At 54.3% G+C, this 17249-nt stretch carries 13 protein-coding genes and 1 pseudogene; 10 read left to right on the top strand and 4 right to left on the bottom strand.

Features of this window, described 5'->3' with window-relative positions; all coding sequences use genetic code 11:
* The first annotated feature begins 100 nt into the window (after positions 1-100).
* A complete protein-coding gene (locus P0119_12755; protein MDF0666927.1) occupies positions 101-883 on the top strand; it encodes a tetratricopeptide repeat protein in 783 nt (260 codons plus the stop codon).
* A gap of 71 nt (positions 884-954) precedes the next feature.
* Here the strand turns inward: P0119_12755 and P0119_12750 are convergent, their stop codons facing one another.
* Positions 955-2271, bottom strand: coding sequence for a transglycosylase SLT domain-containing protein (locus P0119_12750; GenBank protein ID MDF0666926.1), 1317 nt, complete (start codon positions 2269-2271; stop codon positions 955-957).
* A 272-nt stretch (positions 2272-2543) separates the two neighbouring features.
* Between P0119_12750 and P0119_12745 the strand changes: the two genes are divergently transcribed.
* The 9 genes and pseudogenes from P0119_12745 to P0119_12705 all read left to right on the top strand — a co-directional run bounded on the left by P0119_12745 (position 2544) and on the right by P0119_12705 (position 13731).
* Positions 2544-3686: an alanine--glyoxylate aminotransferase family protein gene (locus P0119_12745; GenBank protein ID MDF0666925.1), complete on the top strand. Its 1143-nt coding sequence runs from the start codon at positions 2544-2546 to the stop codon at positions 3684-3686.
* A gap of 17 nt (positions 3687-3703) precedes the next feature.
* A complete protein-coding gene (gene serA, locus P0119_12740) occupies positions 3704-5302 on the top strand; it encodes a phosphoglycerate dehydrogenase (GenBank protein ID MDF0666924.1) in 1599 nt (532 codons plus the stop codon).
* 103 nt (positions 5303-5405) lie between these two features.
* The gene (gene hisZ, locus P0119_12735; GenBank protein MDF0666923.1) at positions 5406-6719 is read left to right on the top strand and encodes an ATP phosphoribosyltransferase regulatory subunit; all 1314 of its coding nucleotides are present in this window, start codon (positions 5406-5408) and stop codon (positions 6717-6719) included.
* Entirely contained in the window at positions 6716-8068 is a 1353-nt protein-coding gene (dnaB, locus tag P0119_12730; protein ID MDF0666922.1) for a replicative DNA helicase, read from the top strand. Before hisZ ends, dnaB begins: the two co-directional genes overlap by 4 nt.
* 158 nt (positions 8069-8226) lie before the next feature.
* Positions 8227-10005 (top strand): tetratricopeptide repeat protein, encoded by a 1779-nt coding sequence (locus P0119_12725; protein MDF0666921.1) that lies wholly within the window; start codon positions 8227-8229, stop codon positions 10003-10005.
* Between the two features lie 349 nt (positions 10006-10354).
* Positions 10355-10444: pseudogene (locus P0119_12720) on the top strand (prepilin-type N-terminal cleavage/methylation domain-containing protein).
* Between the two features lie 577 nt (positions 10445-11021).
* Positions 11022-12005, top strand: a complete 984-nt coding sequence (locus P0119_12715; protein ID MDF0666920.1) for a hypothetical protein — start codon at positions 11022-11024, stop codon at positions 12003-12005.
* A 5-nt stretch (positions 12006-12010) separates the two neighbouring features.
* Entirely contained in the window at positions 12011-12973 is a 963-nt protein-coding gene (locus P0119_12710; GenBank protein MDF0666919.1) for an ABC transporter ATP-binding protein, read from the top strand.
* Positions 12970-13731 (top strand): ABC transporter permease, encoded by a 762-nt coding sequence (locus P0119_12705; GenBank protein MDF0666918.1) that lies wholly within the window; start codon positions 12970-12972, stop codon positions 13729-13731. Before P0119_12710 ends, P0119_12705 begins: the two co-directional genes overlap by 4 nt.
* 7 nt (positions 13732-13738) lie before the next feature.
* Here the strand turns inward: P0119_12705 and ilvD are convergent, their stop codons facing one another.
* From ilvD to P0119_12690, 3 genes are all read right to left on the bottom strand, one after another.
* Positions 13739-15412: a dihydroxy-acid dehydratase gene (gene ilvD / locus P0119_12700; protein ID MDF0666917.1), complete on the bottom strand. Its 1674-nt coding sequence runs from the start codon at positions 15410-15412 to the stop codon at positions 13739-13741.
* Positions 15413-15429: 17 nt separating this feature from the next.
* A complete protein-coding gene (locus P0119_12695) occupies positions 15430-16080 on the bottom strand; it encodes a periplasmic heavy metal sensor (GenBank protein MDF0666916.1) in 651 nt (216 codons plus the stop codon).
* Between the two features lie 107 nt (positions 16081-16187).
* The gene (locus P0119_12690) at positions 16188-17249 is read right to left on the bottom strand and encodes a DnaJ C-terminal domain-containing protein (protein ID MDF0666915.1); all 1062 of its coding nucleotides are present in this window, start codon (positions 17247-17249) and stop codon (positions 16188-16190) included.

Genomic DNA, 17249 nt, shown 5'->3' with positions numbered 1-17249 from the left:
AGTCCGTTCCGATTGCATTGACAATGAGAATTCATCCTTAGTATAAGACAAAGATTCTGGCGCAGACAGTCTGCTCTCAACCGTGAAGTGATGATTCCAGATGACCTACCGAATTAAAGTTCCGCCTCGGACGTTGCCGGTAGACGAGGCTCATCTTGTGAGTGGGCTTGAGCACTGGGTGCTCGGACTGGCGAACTACCGCTGGTCGATTTTGGTCGGGTTCCTGCTTCTCTTGTTGATAGGGGGCGGAACGTGGGGCGTCTTCTGGTATGACGCACAAAATGCCGATAAGGCCCAGGAGCTGGAACGAGAAGCGACTCTCCATCTCTTTACACGTGCGACCAATGATCCACAGAAGGCGGCCGCCAACCTGAAGGAAGCAATTGCCCTGTATAAGAGAATAATCGACGAGTATCCTCGAACTCCGACGGCTCCGCTCGCACAGTTTAGTCTTGGAAATGCCTATCTTCAGTCCAACGACCTCGCGTCAGCGATCGAAGCCTATACCAGGTTTATCTCTACCTATGGGGCTCACGTGTCGCTTCTTGGGCTCGTACAGCAAAAACTGGGTTATGCCTATCTGCTCAAGGGAGATCTGGATCAAGCCGCCAAGGCCTATTCGAGGATCCTCGAGATCCCCGGCGCGATGAACCGGGATTACGCGCTCTTTGAACTTGCAAGGTTGGAGGAGAATCGCCCTAGACCCGATGAAGCCTTGAAACATTATCAGGATCTGATGAAAACCTTCCCAAATTCTCCCCTGACGAGCGACGCCGCCATGCGTGTGAAGGTGATCGAAGCCAAGAAAACTCCCGAGCCGTCACCCCCTTCAGCAACTCCTGCTTCCCCTGCTTCCAGCTCTTCGAAGCCGCCCAAGCCGTAGGCAAGCTTCTTTGCTTGAAGAGCAAAGGCCCGTCACTCACTCGTTCAAGATCGGTGCGTGCTAGGTGTGGACTAACGAGTGATCACGAGTAGCTCTCCAGCCTTAATCACTGAGCTGGACAGATGGTTCAACGCTTTGAGGGTCTTGAGAGGAACGTGGAATCGTCGGGAAACCTTCTCAAGCGTGTCACCCATACGGACTCGATACCAGCGGGCGGCATCGGTTTTGACACGCTGACTGGCGACGGGCAGGGGAGGAAACTTATAGGTAGGGACTCGGTCGATCAGTTCGATGACTTTGGCGCTCGTTCCCACAGGGACCTTCAGATGGTAGGCCGAGTCATCAGGAGGCGTCGCATCTCGGCGCAGCTCTGGGTTCAGTAATCGGAGTTCGGCGTACGGAATCCCTGTCACGTTGGCAATTGCGCGAAAGTGCAAGGGGCGGGTCACCATGACCTCCTCGAATTGGTGAAGAGGGGCGGGATCTTGATTGAACCCGTATTGGTCGGGGTTCTTCGCAATAATCGTCGCAGCCATAATCCGAGGAATGTATTGCTTTGTCTCCCTTCGAATGAGTTTCGTTCTAGAGATCTCTGAGAAGGATTCAGCCTGAGCTTTCTGAAGGGCTCGCAGGACCTTCCCTTCGCCCGCATTGTACGCGGCCATCGCCAAGGGCCAAGCGCCGAATAAATCATAGAGGTCTCGCAGGTACCTCGCCGCCGCGACGGTGGATTTGATAGGATCACGTCGTTCGTCAACATAGTGATCGATCCGCAACCCATAGAGCTGCCCGGTCCCTTTCATAAATTGCCATGGACCTGTGGCTTTTGCTCGTGAATAGGCGTAAGGGTTGAAGCCGCTCTCAACAAGGGAGAGATTCACGAGGTCGCTCGGAAGGTCGAACTCGGCAAAGATGTTTTCGACCAGCGGACGATAGCGGCTGAAGCGCAGGAGCCATTGCTCAAACCTATTTCGAATTGAGGTGTTAAAAAAATGAATATGGCTTTGTACAGTCTGATCAATGACGACGGGAATGTTGTACACCGGACCTTGAGCATCGACGCTCGCTGCGCCCGGAGTATCGAGAGCAGCCTTATCGGGGGTCAATTCAGGTTGCTCTTCACTACCGTCCGTCGATGGAAGGTCGGAAGGAGAAACCGTCAGTTCAGGCTCCAAAGGAACCAGGTTTGAGTCAATGCCATCATCTTCTTGGGGCGATTCGATTTCACCGGAAGGATTACCTTGTTCACTAACAGGACTACCCTGGTCAGCGGCAGAATTACTCTGCGCCCAAGTCTCAAATGTGGGCAACAGCAGAGTGGCACTGAGTATGGCCGCGATTGTCCCTTGAGTCCCCCGCAGCCTGACACACATTGTCATCGTCATCATGGATAGCCTCGATCGCATCAAAGATTATCGATCCACCAGATACTTGTCAAGGAACTGCGGTCAGCGAAGACGCTGGTACATTCGTGTCATGTCGGGCACAAAGAATGGGGTGCGGAAAAACTTAGCTTCTCTACGTCATGGCAAGAGAAAAGCTCTTGGTGCAGTCGTCGTTTGCGCCGGTCGATTTCTTGACAGCTTCCCAGAGCAAATGATAGCGTACCGCCTCTCCTAGTGGCACCCCACCAGAATCGCATTGTAAGGAGGATTGATCAATGTTGAAGCGCTATCTCTTGGCTCCTGGTCCAACCCCCGTCCCTCCGGAGGTGTTGTTGGCGATGGCTCGTCCGATGATCCATCATCGCGCACCCGAGTTCGATCCGATCTTCGCGGAGGTCCGCGAAGGGCTGAAGTGGCTGTATCAAACACGGAATGATGTGCTGATGTTAGCAGCGTCCGGAACAGGTGGCATGGAAGGCGCTGTCTCAAACTTTTTGTCTCCCGGCGACAAGGCCTTATACGTCAACGGAGGCAAATTTGGAGAACGTTGGGGCAAACTCTGCAAGACCTTCGGGGTACAGGCGACCGAGATCAAGGTTGAATGGGGACATGCGGTGAATCCTCAGCAAGTTGCTGATGCGCTCAAAAAAGATCCTTCGATCAAGGCAGTGTATGTGCAAGCCAGCGAAACCTCGACGGCCGTGGCTCATGATGTCAAGACGCTCGGTGAGATCATCAAGGGCTATGACAATACGATTTTGGTGGTCGATGCCATTACAGCCCTGGGTGTATTTGACATCAAAACTGATACATGGGGTCTGGATGTGGTGATCACCGGTTCCCAGAAGGCCTTGATGTTGCCTCCCGGCATGGCGTTTGTCAGTGTCAGCGAGAAAGCGTGGGGCTTGGCCGACAAAGCCAAAAATGCTGCCTTTTATTTCAACTTCAAAAAGGAACGCGAAAACCAGATCAAGAATCAGACTGCCTTCACCCCCGCTGTCTCGCTTGTCATCGGCCTTCAAGAGGCGGTCCGAATGATGAAGGCAGAAGGACTGGAGAAGATGTTTGCACGGCAGGGACGGTTGGCCCATGCCATGCGTGAAGGTGTGAAGGCTGCCGGGCTGGCGCTATTCCCAAAGGGATCGCCCAGCGATGCCTTGACGGCGGTCTGTGCGCCTGATGGAATTGACGGGCAGGCGATCTATAAAAATCTGCGTGTGCAATACGGCATGACGGCTGCCGGTGGACAGGATCACCTCAAGGGGAAGATATTCCGACTGTCTCATATGGGGTATGCCGATACATTTGACGTGATCGCAGCCTTAGCCGCGACCGAGATGGTTCTGAAAGGGCTTGGCCATCCGGTCAAGTTGGGAAGCGGTGTCGGAAAGGCGCAAGAAATCTTACTGGCGAAGTAACCACGGCGAGGATGTACATGGCTGCAGCTGCAATGAAAATTTTGATCAGCGATAGCTTGTCGAAGCAAGGCGTCGATGCGCTCGAGAAGGCGGGATTCACCGTGGTGGTGAAATCTAAGATGCCGAAGGACGAACTGTTCAGAGAGATCAAAGACGCCGACGGCCTAATCGTGCGATCCGGCACCAAAGTGACGGCAGAGCTGATCGCTGCAGCAGAGAAACTCAAGGTCGTCGGAAGGGCCGGGTCCGGTCTGGACAATGTCGACACCCCAGCTGCGACCCGTCGAGGCATCGTTGTCATGAATACTCCAGGGGGGAACACCGTCACGACCGCCGAGCATACGATGTCGATGATCTGTGCGATGAGCCGGCGCATTCCCCAAGCCACCGCGTCGGTGAAGGCCGGCAAATGGGAGAAGGACAAATTCATGGGCGTCGAGCTCTACAACAAGGTGCTCGGCATCATCGGGGCTGGACAGATCGGCAGCCACTTGACCAAGATGGCACAAGGTATCGGCATGAGTGTCGTCGCGTTTGACCCATATCTCGCGCCAGAACGGGCCGAACGAATGGGCGTGACGATGGTGGATATCGATGAACTGTTCCGGCGGGCAGACGTGATCTCGGTTCATACACCGCTCACGCAGGAGACGCGTGGGATCATCAACGCACAGGCCATTGCCAAGATGAAGCCCGGCGTGCTCATCGTGAATTGCGCCAGGGGCGGCATCATCAACGAACAGGATTTGTGCGAAGCCTTGAAAACAAAACGCGTCGCTGCGGCCGCCTTCGATGTGTTTGAAGAAGAGCCGGTCAAGGCGGACAATCCGCTTCTCGTTTTGGATAATTTCATTTGTACCCCGCATATTGGAGCCCAGACGACCGAGGCCCAGGAAAACGTCGCGATCGGAATTGCCGAACAGCTTGTTGACTACTTCACCAAGGGAGTGGCCAAGGGTGCTGTCAATATTCCGTCGGTCGCTCCGGAATTATTGCCTCGTTTGCAACCCTTTCTGACGTTGGCCGAGAAGCTCGGCGTGCTTCAAACCCAGCTCGTTCAGGGAGGAATCGAACGAGTTACGGTGGAATACAGTGGGGAGGTCGCTGCGCTTTCACTCGCGCCCGTGACCATCGCCGTCCTCAAGGGCGTGCTCGCTCCTATTATGGAACACCCAGTGAACTACGTGAATGCTCCCATCGTAGCGAAAGAGCGGGGTATTGAAGTCAAGGAAATTAAGAGCACGGATGCCGGGGATTTCACAAGCTTGATCCGAGTTCGGGTCGAGGCCGGCAAGGTCTCACACCAAGTCGCAGGGACGCTGTATCACAAAAAGGAAGCTCGCGTCACAGAGATCGACCAATTCAAAGTTGAAGTCGTGCCGGAGGGGCATATGTTATTGATTCACAATGTCGATCGTCCAGGGGTCATTGGTATGGTCGGAAAGGTATTGGGAGATCAGGGAATCAACATCGTGCGGATGCAGTGTGCCTTGGAGAAGCGGGGAGGGGATGCGTTGCTGATCATAGGCTCCGATACGGAGTTCTCATCTGCGGTCCTGGATGAGATCCGGTCGAGCTCGAATATTTTGTCCGTCAAGGTCGCCAACCTCTCGTAACGATTATCGCGACCAGGTTACTATGACCTCTGCTCCTCCTATTCGTAGGACTTCTCCGGGGCAGTTCCCTCTTTTGCACGAGCACTCACTGGTTCCAGTCGGGATGGCCACCATCCTTCCGGAAGCCGCCCGCCGCGTTCGGCATCTGGAAGCCGAATTGTTGTCGTACTGCAGCCGATTTGGTTACGACGAAATCATCCTTCCGACATTCGAGTATCTCGACGTGCTGGCGCCCGGCCTCGAATCAACGCTGTTGGAGAACTCCTACAAGATTGTAGACCGGACGACCGGCCGTATTCTGTTGTTGCGGCCCGACGTCACGGCTCAGATTGCCCGCACGGTGGCGATGGGCATGGTGGGCATGCACTTTCCGTTGCGCTTGTCGTATCGGGCCACCGTCTTTCGGTATGAACCGGAACATGCCGGCCGGGATCGAGAAATTTTTCAGGTAGGCGTCGAGTTGATCGGGGCTGATGATCCATCCGCCGATAGCGAAATCATTATGCTGTTGATCGAGTGCCTACGGCAGGTCGGGCTGCGGTCGTTCAAGATTTCCCTGGGGCATGTTGGGTTTTTCAAAGGCCTCCTCATCCGTGCGGGACTCTCGCCGGAAGGGCGGAAGCGGGCCGAGCAAGCAGCATCACGAAAAGATGTCCCGAGGCTTGGGGAAATCCTGTCGCAAGAACGGGTGACCAAACGGTCGGCTCATAGAATTTTGGAAGCGCTGGAACTTTGCGGACAAGCTGACGTTCTCTCGAAAGGGCGCGCATTAGCGAAGGGTGAGAGGCCGCTGGTAGAAGCATTGGACCGATTGGCAAACGTCTATCGGTTGCTGTGCGCGACTGGCTTTCAAGAGGCCATCCTGCTGGATCTAGGAGAATTCCGAGGGTTTGACTACTATGACGGCATTGTCTTTGATGTCTTTACCGATGGGATTGGGGTGGAGCTAGGCGGTGGTGGGCGCTATGATCACTTAATCGGACGATTCGGTCGGAACCTTCCGTCAACCGGGTTTGCGCTGAGTGTGGACCGGCTCTTCCGCGGGCTAAATCTGTCCGAGACGACGAAGGCTGTGGACCCGGAGGTCTTGGTTGTTGCTCCCTTGGAAGAATCGATGCGACTGGTTTCGGTCGCTCAACAACTCCGTCGGGGCGGAATACGAACGGTTCAACGATCCGTAGATCCAACGGGGCGGGACTTGATCGGTGCCGCGGTCAAGGCTGGTCGTGAAGCAGAAATCGATACGATTATCGTCGTCGGTGCGGACAGCCTTGCATCCGAGCAGGTCGTCGTCCTTCATCAGGGCGACCGCCGGCGAGTCGCAGGATCGAGCAACCGCGCTCATGCTCGCAAGAGGACTGTGTCGGTCGAAGGTCTCATCGCAAGTTTGCGTGCCGACCTCGAAGAGGCGTTATGAATTCCCTCGGGACGGTGGATCTCTCCCAACCAAAACTACCCCCGCAGAACTTGGAGGCGGAGCAATCGGTGCTCGGCGCCATCCTGCTCGATAACGTTGCCATGCCGAAGGCAATGGAACTGCTGGTGGAGGAGGATTTCTATCGAACGGCCCACAAAAAAGTCTATCAAGCCATGCTTGAGTTGTCCGATACCGGCGAAGTGATCGATCAGATCACGCTGACCGAGCGATTGAAATCGCGCGGTGAGCTCGAGACCATTGGAGGCGCGGCCTATCTGGCTGAACTCGTCCAAGTCGTTCCCAGTTCGGCCAATATTCGGTATCACTGCAAAATCGTCCGAGATAAAGCCGTGCTCCGTCAGTTAATCAGCACCTCCACCGAGGTGCTGACCAGGGGTTATGAAGGCAGCGCTTCAATCGATGACCTGCTCGATTTTGCCGAACGGTCGGTCTTCAGTATTGCGCAAGGCAAACTCGAACGGTCGTTTAGCCCGATCAGTCAGGTCATCAAGGAAAGTCTGGATGTCATCGATAAACTCTCGAAGCGAAAGGAACACGTCACCGGAGTACCCACGGGGTACTACGACCTCGACGATATTACCGCAGGGCTTCAGGCCTCTGACTTGGTGGTGGTGGCCGGGCGGCCGAGCATGGGTAAGACGAGCCTTGCCCTAGGGTTTGCGACGCATGCCGCCATTCACGCCGATGCGGTGGTGGGAGTCTTCAGCTTGGAAATGTCCAAGCCGCAGATCGTCCTGCGCATGCTCAGTTCTGAAGCGAGAGTCGATTCACATGCATTGAGGACGGGGAAACTTCAAAAGGAAGATTGGTGGCGACTGGCGGAGGCGGCCGGCCGATTAGAACAGGCACCGATCTATATCGACGACACGGGCGGCATTACCGTCCAACAGATGCGCGGCAAAGCCCGCCGACTGAAGGCTGAGAAAGGACTTGATCTTCTCATCGTGGATTACCTCCAACTCATGCAAGGGCGAAGCGACTCAGAGTCTCGTCAGCAAGAGATCTCCGACATTTCCCGCTCATTAAAAGCGTTGGCGAAGGAATTGAACGTGCCGGTTGTGGCCCTGTCCCAGTTGAGTCGTGCGGTGGAGGCACGTAAGCCGCCGATCCCCATGTTGGCCGATCTGCGAGAGAGCGGTGCGATCGAGCAGGATGCCGATGTGGTTATCTTCATTTACCGAGAGGACGTGTACGACCAGAATTCCGAGCGCAAAGGGATTGCGGACATCATCGTCAGTAAACATCGTAACGGGCCTATTGGGAAAAAGGAGTTGTTTTTCCAGGACCGATTCGCCAAATTCGAAAGTCTCGATCTTCGCGAAGCATAGCCGGAGAGTCATTTGCGCATCGTCTTGACACTCGGTATAATCACTTCATAAAGCCGCTCTCTACAAGTCCTGATGTAAGGTTGTGCGGAACACACGAACGGTGTAGTACGGTTTGTATCTCAGATAGAAATGGTATACCCATGTTCATATTGAGGACGATGCTGCTCTCGCTGTTTCTCTCCGGTGTCATTGTCGGCTGCGCAACTTCTACTCCGTCACAAACAACGCTTCCTCCAACCGCCACAGAATTGTCACCTCCAGCCGCGGCACCTGAGTCAGATGCCACCTACCATTTTATGATGGGGCATCAAGCGGAACTCGCTCAGGATCTCGATACCGCATTAAAGGAATATCATGCCGCCCTGAAAGTCGACCCCAAATCTCGCGAGGTTAAATCGCGTTTGGCCGCTCTGTATTTCGCGTTGGGCGATGTGCCTCAAGCAGTCCAGTACGCGGATGAAGTCGGAGAAGGAACGGGACAAGAACCGCAAATGCTGACCCACATGGCCGGTATCTTAGCCAGTGCGGGGAAGCCGGAGCGGGCGTTGGAGCTATTGGACAAGGGCATCGAGCGCGATCCGGAAAGAGGTGAATCCTACTTTCCAAAGGGACTCATTCTCTTGAACCAAAAACGAATTGCTGAAGCGGAACAGGTCGTTAAGAAAGGGTTGCAGTATACCTCGGATTCGCCGATCGGCTACTACTATCTGGGCCGCATTTCAATAGAAGCGGGAAATGCCGAACAGGCCGTGGCCAACTTCGATCGGGCCATCGCGGTGAACCCGGCGTTCGAGCCCGCCTATTTAGCCCAGGCGTCAGTCCATGAATCACGTCAAGAGAAGGGCAAAGCCATCGACGTCCTCCAAAAGTATCTCCAACAGGTGAATCCTCGGAACCGGGATATTCGACAACACCTCGTCCAGTTGTATATTGCGACCAAGGACTATGCTGGAGGTCTTGCGGAACTCGAAAAGCTGTTGGAGGACAACCCCGGCGACCTCGATGCTCAGTTACGCATGGCGCTGATCTATGGGGAGAAAAAGGAATTTGCGAAGGCGATCAGACAATTGACCGAGATCTTAACAGCCAAGCCAGCTGAACTCAAAGTGAGAGATTACCTTGGGTATTTATACGAAGAGACCAAGGATTTTCCAAAGGCGATGGAAACCTATCGCTATAATATTCATCTGGATCCAAAATTCGCCGACAGCCATATTCATCTGGGCATTCTCCTCTATCGTCTCAAACAATTCCCGGAGGCGGTGACCCATCTCGATGAAGCCGTTCACCTCACCCCGACACAACCTGAACCGCATATCGTCCTAGGTTTGGCACATTTCCAGAGTGAGCAATTCGAAAAGGCGTCACAGGCGTTTGAAGAGGGGATTCGGCACAATCCGAAGAGCGCCGATTTGCATTTCAACCTCGGCACGGCCTACGACAAGCTGAATCGGTTTGACGATGTGGAGCGTGCTATGGAAACCGCGCTCTCCCTTGACCCGCATCACGCTGATGCCTTGAACTACCTCGGCTATAGTTATGCGGAACGAGGCATTAAGATCGACCAAGCCTTGTCCTTGACGAAACGTGCCGTGGCGCTCAAGCCTGAGAACGGCTATTATGTCGATAGTCTTGGGTGGGCTTTTTACAAATCCGGCATGCTTACCGAGGCGCTCTCGGAGATCAAAAAAGCCGTAGCGATGGTCGGTGATGATCCCGTCATTTACGAGCATTTGGGAGAGATTTATTTGAAGCAGCGGAAGGTTGCCGATGCTCGCGAAGCCTGGCTCCACTCACTGGAAATCGACCCCTCCAATGAAAAGCTGCTCCAACGCTTTCGCGAGCAGGGCCTGGCCAATCCGGCCTATGAAAACCGCATCCAGCAAGCCAAACGCCGCGCATCAGAAAAAGCCCAGGCTCAGCAAGCTATTCCTTAATCCTTCCCTCAGCGGTCCCTTCAACAGAACATCCGGATCATCACCAATCTGCTGAAAGCGGCATTATCGCTTTGATGCCGAAGATGTCATATGGGTACAAGTCTGAGGGAATTGCCAATTCTTGGCACTCTGAAGCACATTGCGGAAGGATAACGGGCTCATCACAGACCAATCGCCTGCTGATTCCTCGTAAGTTGTTGCATAGTCAAGGATCAATGCTAGGCTAGGTCTTGTCATTGATCGGCACCAAACCTGCTAGAGGGACCAGTAGGCGGCAATATGGCGCCGCAGGTTATCAACCGGGCCGTCAGTGAACCATCAACAAGGAGGCAGTACGATGTTGAAGGTATTGCGAAAACAAGAGGGGTTCACCCTCATTGAGTTGATGATCGTCGTGGCGATCATCGGAATCCTGGCGGCCATCGCCATTCCCAACTTCTTGCAGTATCAGATGAAGTCTCGGCAGTCGGAGGCCAAGACGAATCTCCAGGCCATCCGGACCTCTCAGATTGCCTTTCAAGGCGAGCGAGGCTGCTTCATCGGTCTTGGCCAATATGGTGTTGTTGCCCCGGCTGGTGGTACGAAGACGGTCCCATTTCCATGGGCGCAAGGTCCTGGCGTGACACCTGGTTTGCCTGTCTGGTGCGCAGGAGCTGGTGCAGTAGCTCTGGGTACGTTCAATGACATCGGATTTGTTGCAACTGGCAACACATACTTTCGGTATGTTGCCGATTCGTATCAGGCTGCGGCCATCCCAGTCACGCCGGCTGTGTCCTGTGCTTTGGCACTTGCCCCTCCTGCTGGTGCTGGTGCATTAGTGCAGAACAGCTTTGTTGCTGCTGCATTATCCAATCTTGACGGAGATAACAACGCACCAAACGGCGGTGTCTCTGTGTGGGATGCCACCAATGACCATGGAGCAACAGACTGCACGGTCGGTGGATTCTAGGTTCCGCTGATGTAGGCGAAATCCCGGCAGGCATTCATAAAGGCTGCCGGGATTTCCATTTCCAGACTTGGCCAATTCCATGATGTCTGTTTCCATCGCTCCCTCACTCAATAGTCAAATTTCTCGTCTTACCATCCAATCAATACTTGGGCTTGTTAGTCTTGCCTTGCTAGCGACTGTCGGATGGTTGCAAGAGTTTCTCGATACTAACCAGGATCAGACTTCGCTGCAGATAGATGAGCTTGCCAGGCTTCCCAAAGGCGAGCATTTGAAACCAGCATTACTTGGCTATCATCATCTTGGTGCTGATTCTCTTTGGCTTAAGCTGATTCAGATAATCGGCCAAAAACAGAATGACGAAGATGAGTACCAGTGGATATATACGGCATTGGACGTCATCACAACTCTCGACCCTCATTATGCGTACGCCTACTATGTTGGGGGGAATATTCTCGGAGATCTCGCCCAACGTCCGGACTTGAGTAATCGGCTGCTTGAAAAAGGATCTGGTGCAAATCCTCAGGTTTGGTACATTCCCTTCTTGCTGGGGTACAACTATTATTTCCTCATGGGTGACCCACAAAAAGGGGCCGAGTACATTATGCAAGCTGCCAATCTTCCTGGCGGTCCCTCGTATCTACCTGGGCTCGCGACGCGGATGGCAGCGGAAGGAGGGAAGCCAGAAACGGCTCTCCTATTTCTGGAAACTCGTGTGCGTGAGACGAACGATCTTGACGAACGAACGTATTTTGTCAATCGAATGAAAGAAGTGCTCATTGAGCGAGACATCCGCGTTTTGGAAGAAGCAGTAGGAATGTACCTGGCTAAATATCAGACTTTCCCGATGACACTCACAGACCTAGTGAAGACGCGGATTATTCTATTTTTGCCGAGAGAGCCGTTTGAGGGAACATATGTGCTCGATCAAAGAACAGGGACTGTCTCCAGCTCAACACACCCAGAGCGGTTGCGCACATTTCATAAACGCAAGCAACCACTTGTTGTGTACCCTCAAATAAAGCCCTCCTATGTTTTTCCGAAAACATGGTAGCGACGATGGATAACCACGATCTTGCTGTTCAAATTCAGCAGTTGCGCAAGATCTTCCACGTCGGCTTTTGGAGCCGACGTGTGACTGCTGTTGACGGAGTATCACTTGATGTGAGACAAGGCGAAGTCTTTGGCTTTCTCGGACCGAACGGCGCGGGAAAAACGACAACGATCAAGATGCTGATGGGCTTGATATATCCGTCTGGGGGAACAGCAACCTTGTTTGGCCGACCTATTGACGATCCATCCGGAAAAGCTAAAGTCGGATTTCTTCCGGAATCGCCGTATTTTTATGACTATCTCACCAGCCGAGAATTCTTGCGATTCTATGGGCACCTTTTTGGGTTGTTGGGATCTGTGCTCGATAAACGCATCGATGAATTGCTGGATCTCGTTGGAATGGCCCATGCGCGCGATCTGCAATTGCGGAAGTTCTCGAAGGGCATGTTGCAACGCATAGGGATCGCTCAGGCCTTGATCAATGATCCAGAGCTGGTCATCTTGGATGAACCCATGTCGGGACTGGATCCAATCGGGCGAAAGGAAGTGCGCGACCTCATTTTGAGGCTTAAAGAAACCGGCAAGACTGTGATGTTCAGTTCTCACATCCTGCATGATGCGGAACTGCTGTGTGATCGTGTGGCGATGATCATGAAGGGGAGATTGGTTGCCTGTGGGCTGGTCAGCGATTTGGTCGGACAGAGTGCCACGCAATCCGTGGAGATGGTCGTCGAGAGGCTCAGTGACGAAGGCATGGAGCACTTACGTCCCTTCGCGAAGAAGGTCTTGACGCAGGGGACTCAAACGTTGATTGTGCTGAAGGACCAGCATCAAGTGAGGCAGGCTCTCGAAGTCGTGCGAGCAACCAAAGGCGAATTGGTCTCGCTGACTCCTCATCGCAGCTCTCTGGAGGATCTCTTCATCCGAATGGCCACGGGACTGGAGTCTCGCTTGCAGGAGGCGGCATGAAAGTCTGGTCGATCGCCTTCAACACCTTCCGGGAAAACCTTCGGGATAAACTTCTGTACAACCTCATAATCTTCGCCCTGCTGATGATCGGAAGTTCGCTGCTGTTGATGCGGCTCACGCTTGGGGAGTTTCATCGCCTCATTTTGGACATTGGGCTGGGCAGCATCAACTTTTTCGGTGTCCTGATCGCTATCTTCGTCGGCATCGGCTTGGTCAGCAAGGAAATCGACAAAAAAACGATCTATACGATCGTGTCCAAGCCTGTCGCGAGGTATCAGTTCCTCTTAGGGAAGTACCTCGGACTCAGTCTGACGCTGGTGATCAATACAGCGATTATGGCGGCGGGGTTGTTGGCGGTGTTGTATTTCCAGGACGTTCCTGTTCATGCCGTGCTCTTCAAGGCGCTTGGGATGATCGTGCTGGAATTCATGGTCATCACAGCGGTGGCACTGCTATTTTCAACTTTCTCAAGTGCGACCCTCAGCGCAATCTTCACGTTGGCCATTTATGTGATCGGCCATCTGACGCCTGACTTGAAAGCGTTCGGTCAGAAAATGGAAGGTGTAGGACGGACGGTATTGGAGGGCATGTACTATGTCCTGCCAAATCTGGATCGGTTCAATCTAAAGGGGAACGTGACTCACCAACTAGACGTGCCAACTGGTGAGCTGTTGATGGTCGCCGCCTATGGAATGGCTTATACAGCGTTCCTTCTGATGCTCGCGTCGGTCATCTTTCAGCGACGGGATTTCCGCTAATTCTTTCCTAAGTCGTCACAGCTCCTTCCGAGGCAGACAAGACGTGTCGAGCATATTTCCCCATCACGCCAGAGGTATAGCGTGGTACTGGTGGTTTGACCTTCTTCAGGCGCGACGTTATTTCCTTTTGAGATAAGGCAACATCCAGGCGGCGTTTGGGAATATCAAAGGTGATCGTATCGCCGGTTTTGACCGCCGCGATCGGTCCTCCCTTCGCGGCTTCAGGGGCTACGTGCCCGGCCATCAATCCATGCGTTGCTCCGGAGAATCGACCGTCGGTCAATAGTGCGACGGAGTCGCCAAGTCCGGCGCCGACGATCGCGGCTGTTACACCCAGCATCTCACGCATGCCTGGCCCTCCCGCCGGGCCTTCATACCGAATGACGACGACGTCGCCAGGCCTGATCTGGCCAGCCTTGACCGCTACGAACGCATCTTCTTCCCGGTCGTAAACCTTTGCCGGTCCCTGAAATTTGGTCATCGAATGACCGGCAACCTTCACTACGCAACCTTCCGGTGCCAAATTGCCCTTTAGTATGACAAGCCCCCCTGTTGGTTTGATGGGGTGGGCCAGGGGACGCAAGACTTGTTGCCCAGGCGTTTCACGAGCCTGTGATGCCTCTTCACCAATTGTTCGACCTGTGACGGTGGGCTGATTCTGATGGAGGAGGCCTGCCTCCAGCAATCGCTTCGCCACTAGAGTTGTGCCGCCTGCCGCATAGAGATCGGCTGCGGCGAAGCGGCCCCCCGGCTTGAGGTCGGCGAGTAGAGGGACCTTGCGGTTGATCTTGTCGAAGTCGTCGATGGTCAGCTTGATTCCGGACTCACGGGCAATGGCAAGGAGATGCAATACGGCGTTCGTTGAACCTCCGGTCGTGGCGACGGCAGCAATGGCGTTCTCCAGCGACCTTCGGGTGATAATCTGACGCGGGCGCAGATCCTGCTTCACAAGCTCCATCACCATCTTGCCGCATTCAAAGGCAACATCGTCTTTCCGACCATCCATGGCGGGAACCCCATTGCGACCCATCGGTGAAATGCCCAGGAACTCAAACGCAATGGCCATGGTATTGGCCGTGAACTGGCCTCCGCAAGCTCCAGGCCCAGGGCACGCGTGATCTTCCAAGTCCTTCAGCTCGGCGTCGGTCATCTTTCCCGACGCATGTTTGCCGACTGCTTCAAAGACATCCTGAATGGTCACGTCATGTCCCTGAAACTGTCCCGGCAGGATCGAGCCGCCGTAGAGCATGAGCGACGGCACGTTCAATCGAGCAAGGGCCATGACCGTCCCGGGAATCGTTTTGTCGCAACCCGACAGGGCGACGACGGCATCAAACAAATGTCCACGCGCAACGAGCTCGATCGAATCCGCGATGACCTCGCGACTGATCAGGGAAGCCTTCATCCCTTCCGTTCCCATCGAGATCCCATCGGATACCGCGATGGTGTTGTATTCAACAGGAGTACCCCCGGCCGCTCTGACCCCTGCTTTCACCCTCTCGGAAAGCCGCCGCAAGTGAAAATTACACGGCATGATCTCGATCCATGTATTGGCCACACCAACGAGAGGTTTCGACAGGTCGTCGTCCGTAAAGCCGACGGCTTTCAACATGGCCCTCGCTGGAGCACGACCAGCCCCGACCAGAAGATCATGACTCCGAAGTCGAACTTCTTTTTTCATCGGTCCTTGTGTTCCCATTACTGGACAGACATGTTGCCGGGCGTGGTAGGGGGTACGGCCTCATGAGGATTCTTGCCATGCGGATTACCACCATACGGATTACTTCCATGAGGATTGCCCCCATGTGGGTAAGCGCCATAGGACATTCCACCACCATGAGGAGTTCCATAGCCTTTGTGCTGCTGCATCATTTTGTCATGCTCGGAGTGTTCTTTCGCACGTTGTTCCGGGGTCAGCAGGCTCATCACCTCACGACGTGTCTTGATGGAAGTCATCCGCAGGCCGACTTGCAAATCTTCGCTCTGCTTGAGCTTGGTTTCGATCGCAGCGAGATCGGATTTCTCTTCATCGGTTAGCGCTCTCAGTTCACGCTCCGCGATTTGGATCTCGGCCTCGGCCTTGATGCGTGTTTTGTCGAGATCGAGCTGGATGTCTTTCAGCTTGGTGACTTGGTCGGTTGTGAGTCCGATGTCCTTTTCGTGCTTGAGCAGGTGTCGGATCAAATGCCCGGTGCCGCTGTGCATCATCCCTTTTCCATAGCCATGTCCTCCTCCAGCATGGCCATGACCATAGCTGGGATCATTCGCCCAGAGGCTGGGGACGCCCAACACCATCAGACATACTGAAACTACCGCAGAGGCAGCGGTGGCCTTTATTGCAGACTTCATGCATTCCTCCTTGGTTGAGAGACCTCAAAGGTAAAGCTTGCCATAGCAATCAGCGCAACGCAAGCGAGTCTGTCGACTCACAACCATTGTCTACGCCGATCGTATTCTCAACGCCGTTGGGCACTGTAGAGAAGCTCCGTTCGCGGATCCGGATGTCGTTCCTTGCTCAAACGCTCGTACAGTATCCGTTCATCTTCGCTGATACCGACGGGTAGGACAATTTGCAGCGTCAGAAAAAGATCCCCATGCCCGCCTGTAGCGGAGGGAAGCCCCTTCCCCTTGAGCCGGAGTTTCCCGTCGGCCTTGCTGCCTGGTGGAACTTTGACTTTCACCGGTTCGGCTAAGGTAGGAGTGGTGACCTCTGCTCCTAGGATGGCTTCCCAAGGATAGACGGGCAGGGTGACATGTAAGTCCGAACCTTGCCGACGAAAGATGGGATCGGAGAGAATGACCACGTGGAGATAGAGGTCCCCGCGTTTTCCGCCATTTGTTCCAGGCTGGCCCTTTCCGGCGACTCTGACGCGCGTTCCGTCTTGAACTCCAGCAGGAATCCGCACTTCTATGGTTTTGTATTCGCTCATCATTCCGGTTCCCTGACAGGTCGCGCAAGGTCCGCCACGCGCGGTACCGCTTCCTTGGCAGGTCGAACACGTCCGGGGTTCACGCAGATTCACGCGCTTGGTGACGCCGGTCAACACTTCACGTAATCCCAATTGAACGTCAGTCTCGATGTCCTCTCCCGGCATTCCAGAACTAGCACGTCCGGCTCCACCGCGGCCGCGGTTTCCAAACAGGTTCTCAAAAAAATCGGAGAAGTGGTCGTTTCCGGATCCGCTACTGCTTTGACCGGCGTAGTCTCCTTCGGAACCCCATGGCCCGCCGAACCCTTGTGTCCTAGCCTGTTGACGAGCAGCTTTCTCAAAGGCTTGTGCTTGATCCCAATCGGCCCCATACTGATCATACTTCTTCCGCTTCTCCGGGTCGGTCAGAACCTCCTGTGCCTCATTGAGTTCTTTAAATTTCTTTTCCATCTCTGCCTTCTTCGCACCCGAGTGGAGATCGGGATGGTACTGGCGAGCCAGGCGTCGAAAAGCTTTTTTAATGTCGTCGGGCGAGGCGGTTCGGGGCACGCCCAGAATGTGATAGTAGTCGCGTGGGGTCGTGGCCAT

It is taken from the genome of Nitrospira sp. (genome assembly GCA_029194665.1).
Classification (GTDB): Bacteria; Nitrospirota; Nitrospiria; order Nitrospirales; family Nitrospiraceae; genus Nitrospira_D.
This window is presented reverse-complemented; position numbering and strand designations above follow the sequence as displayed.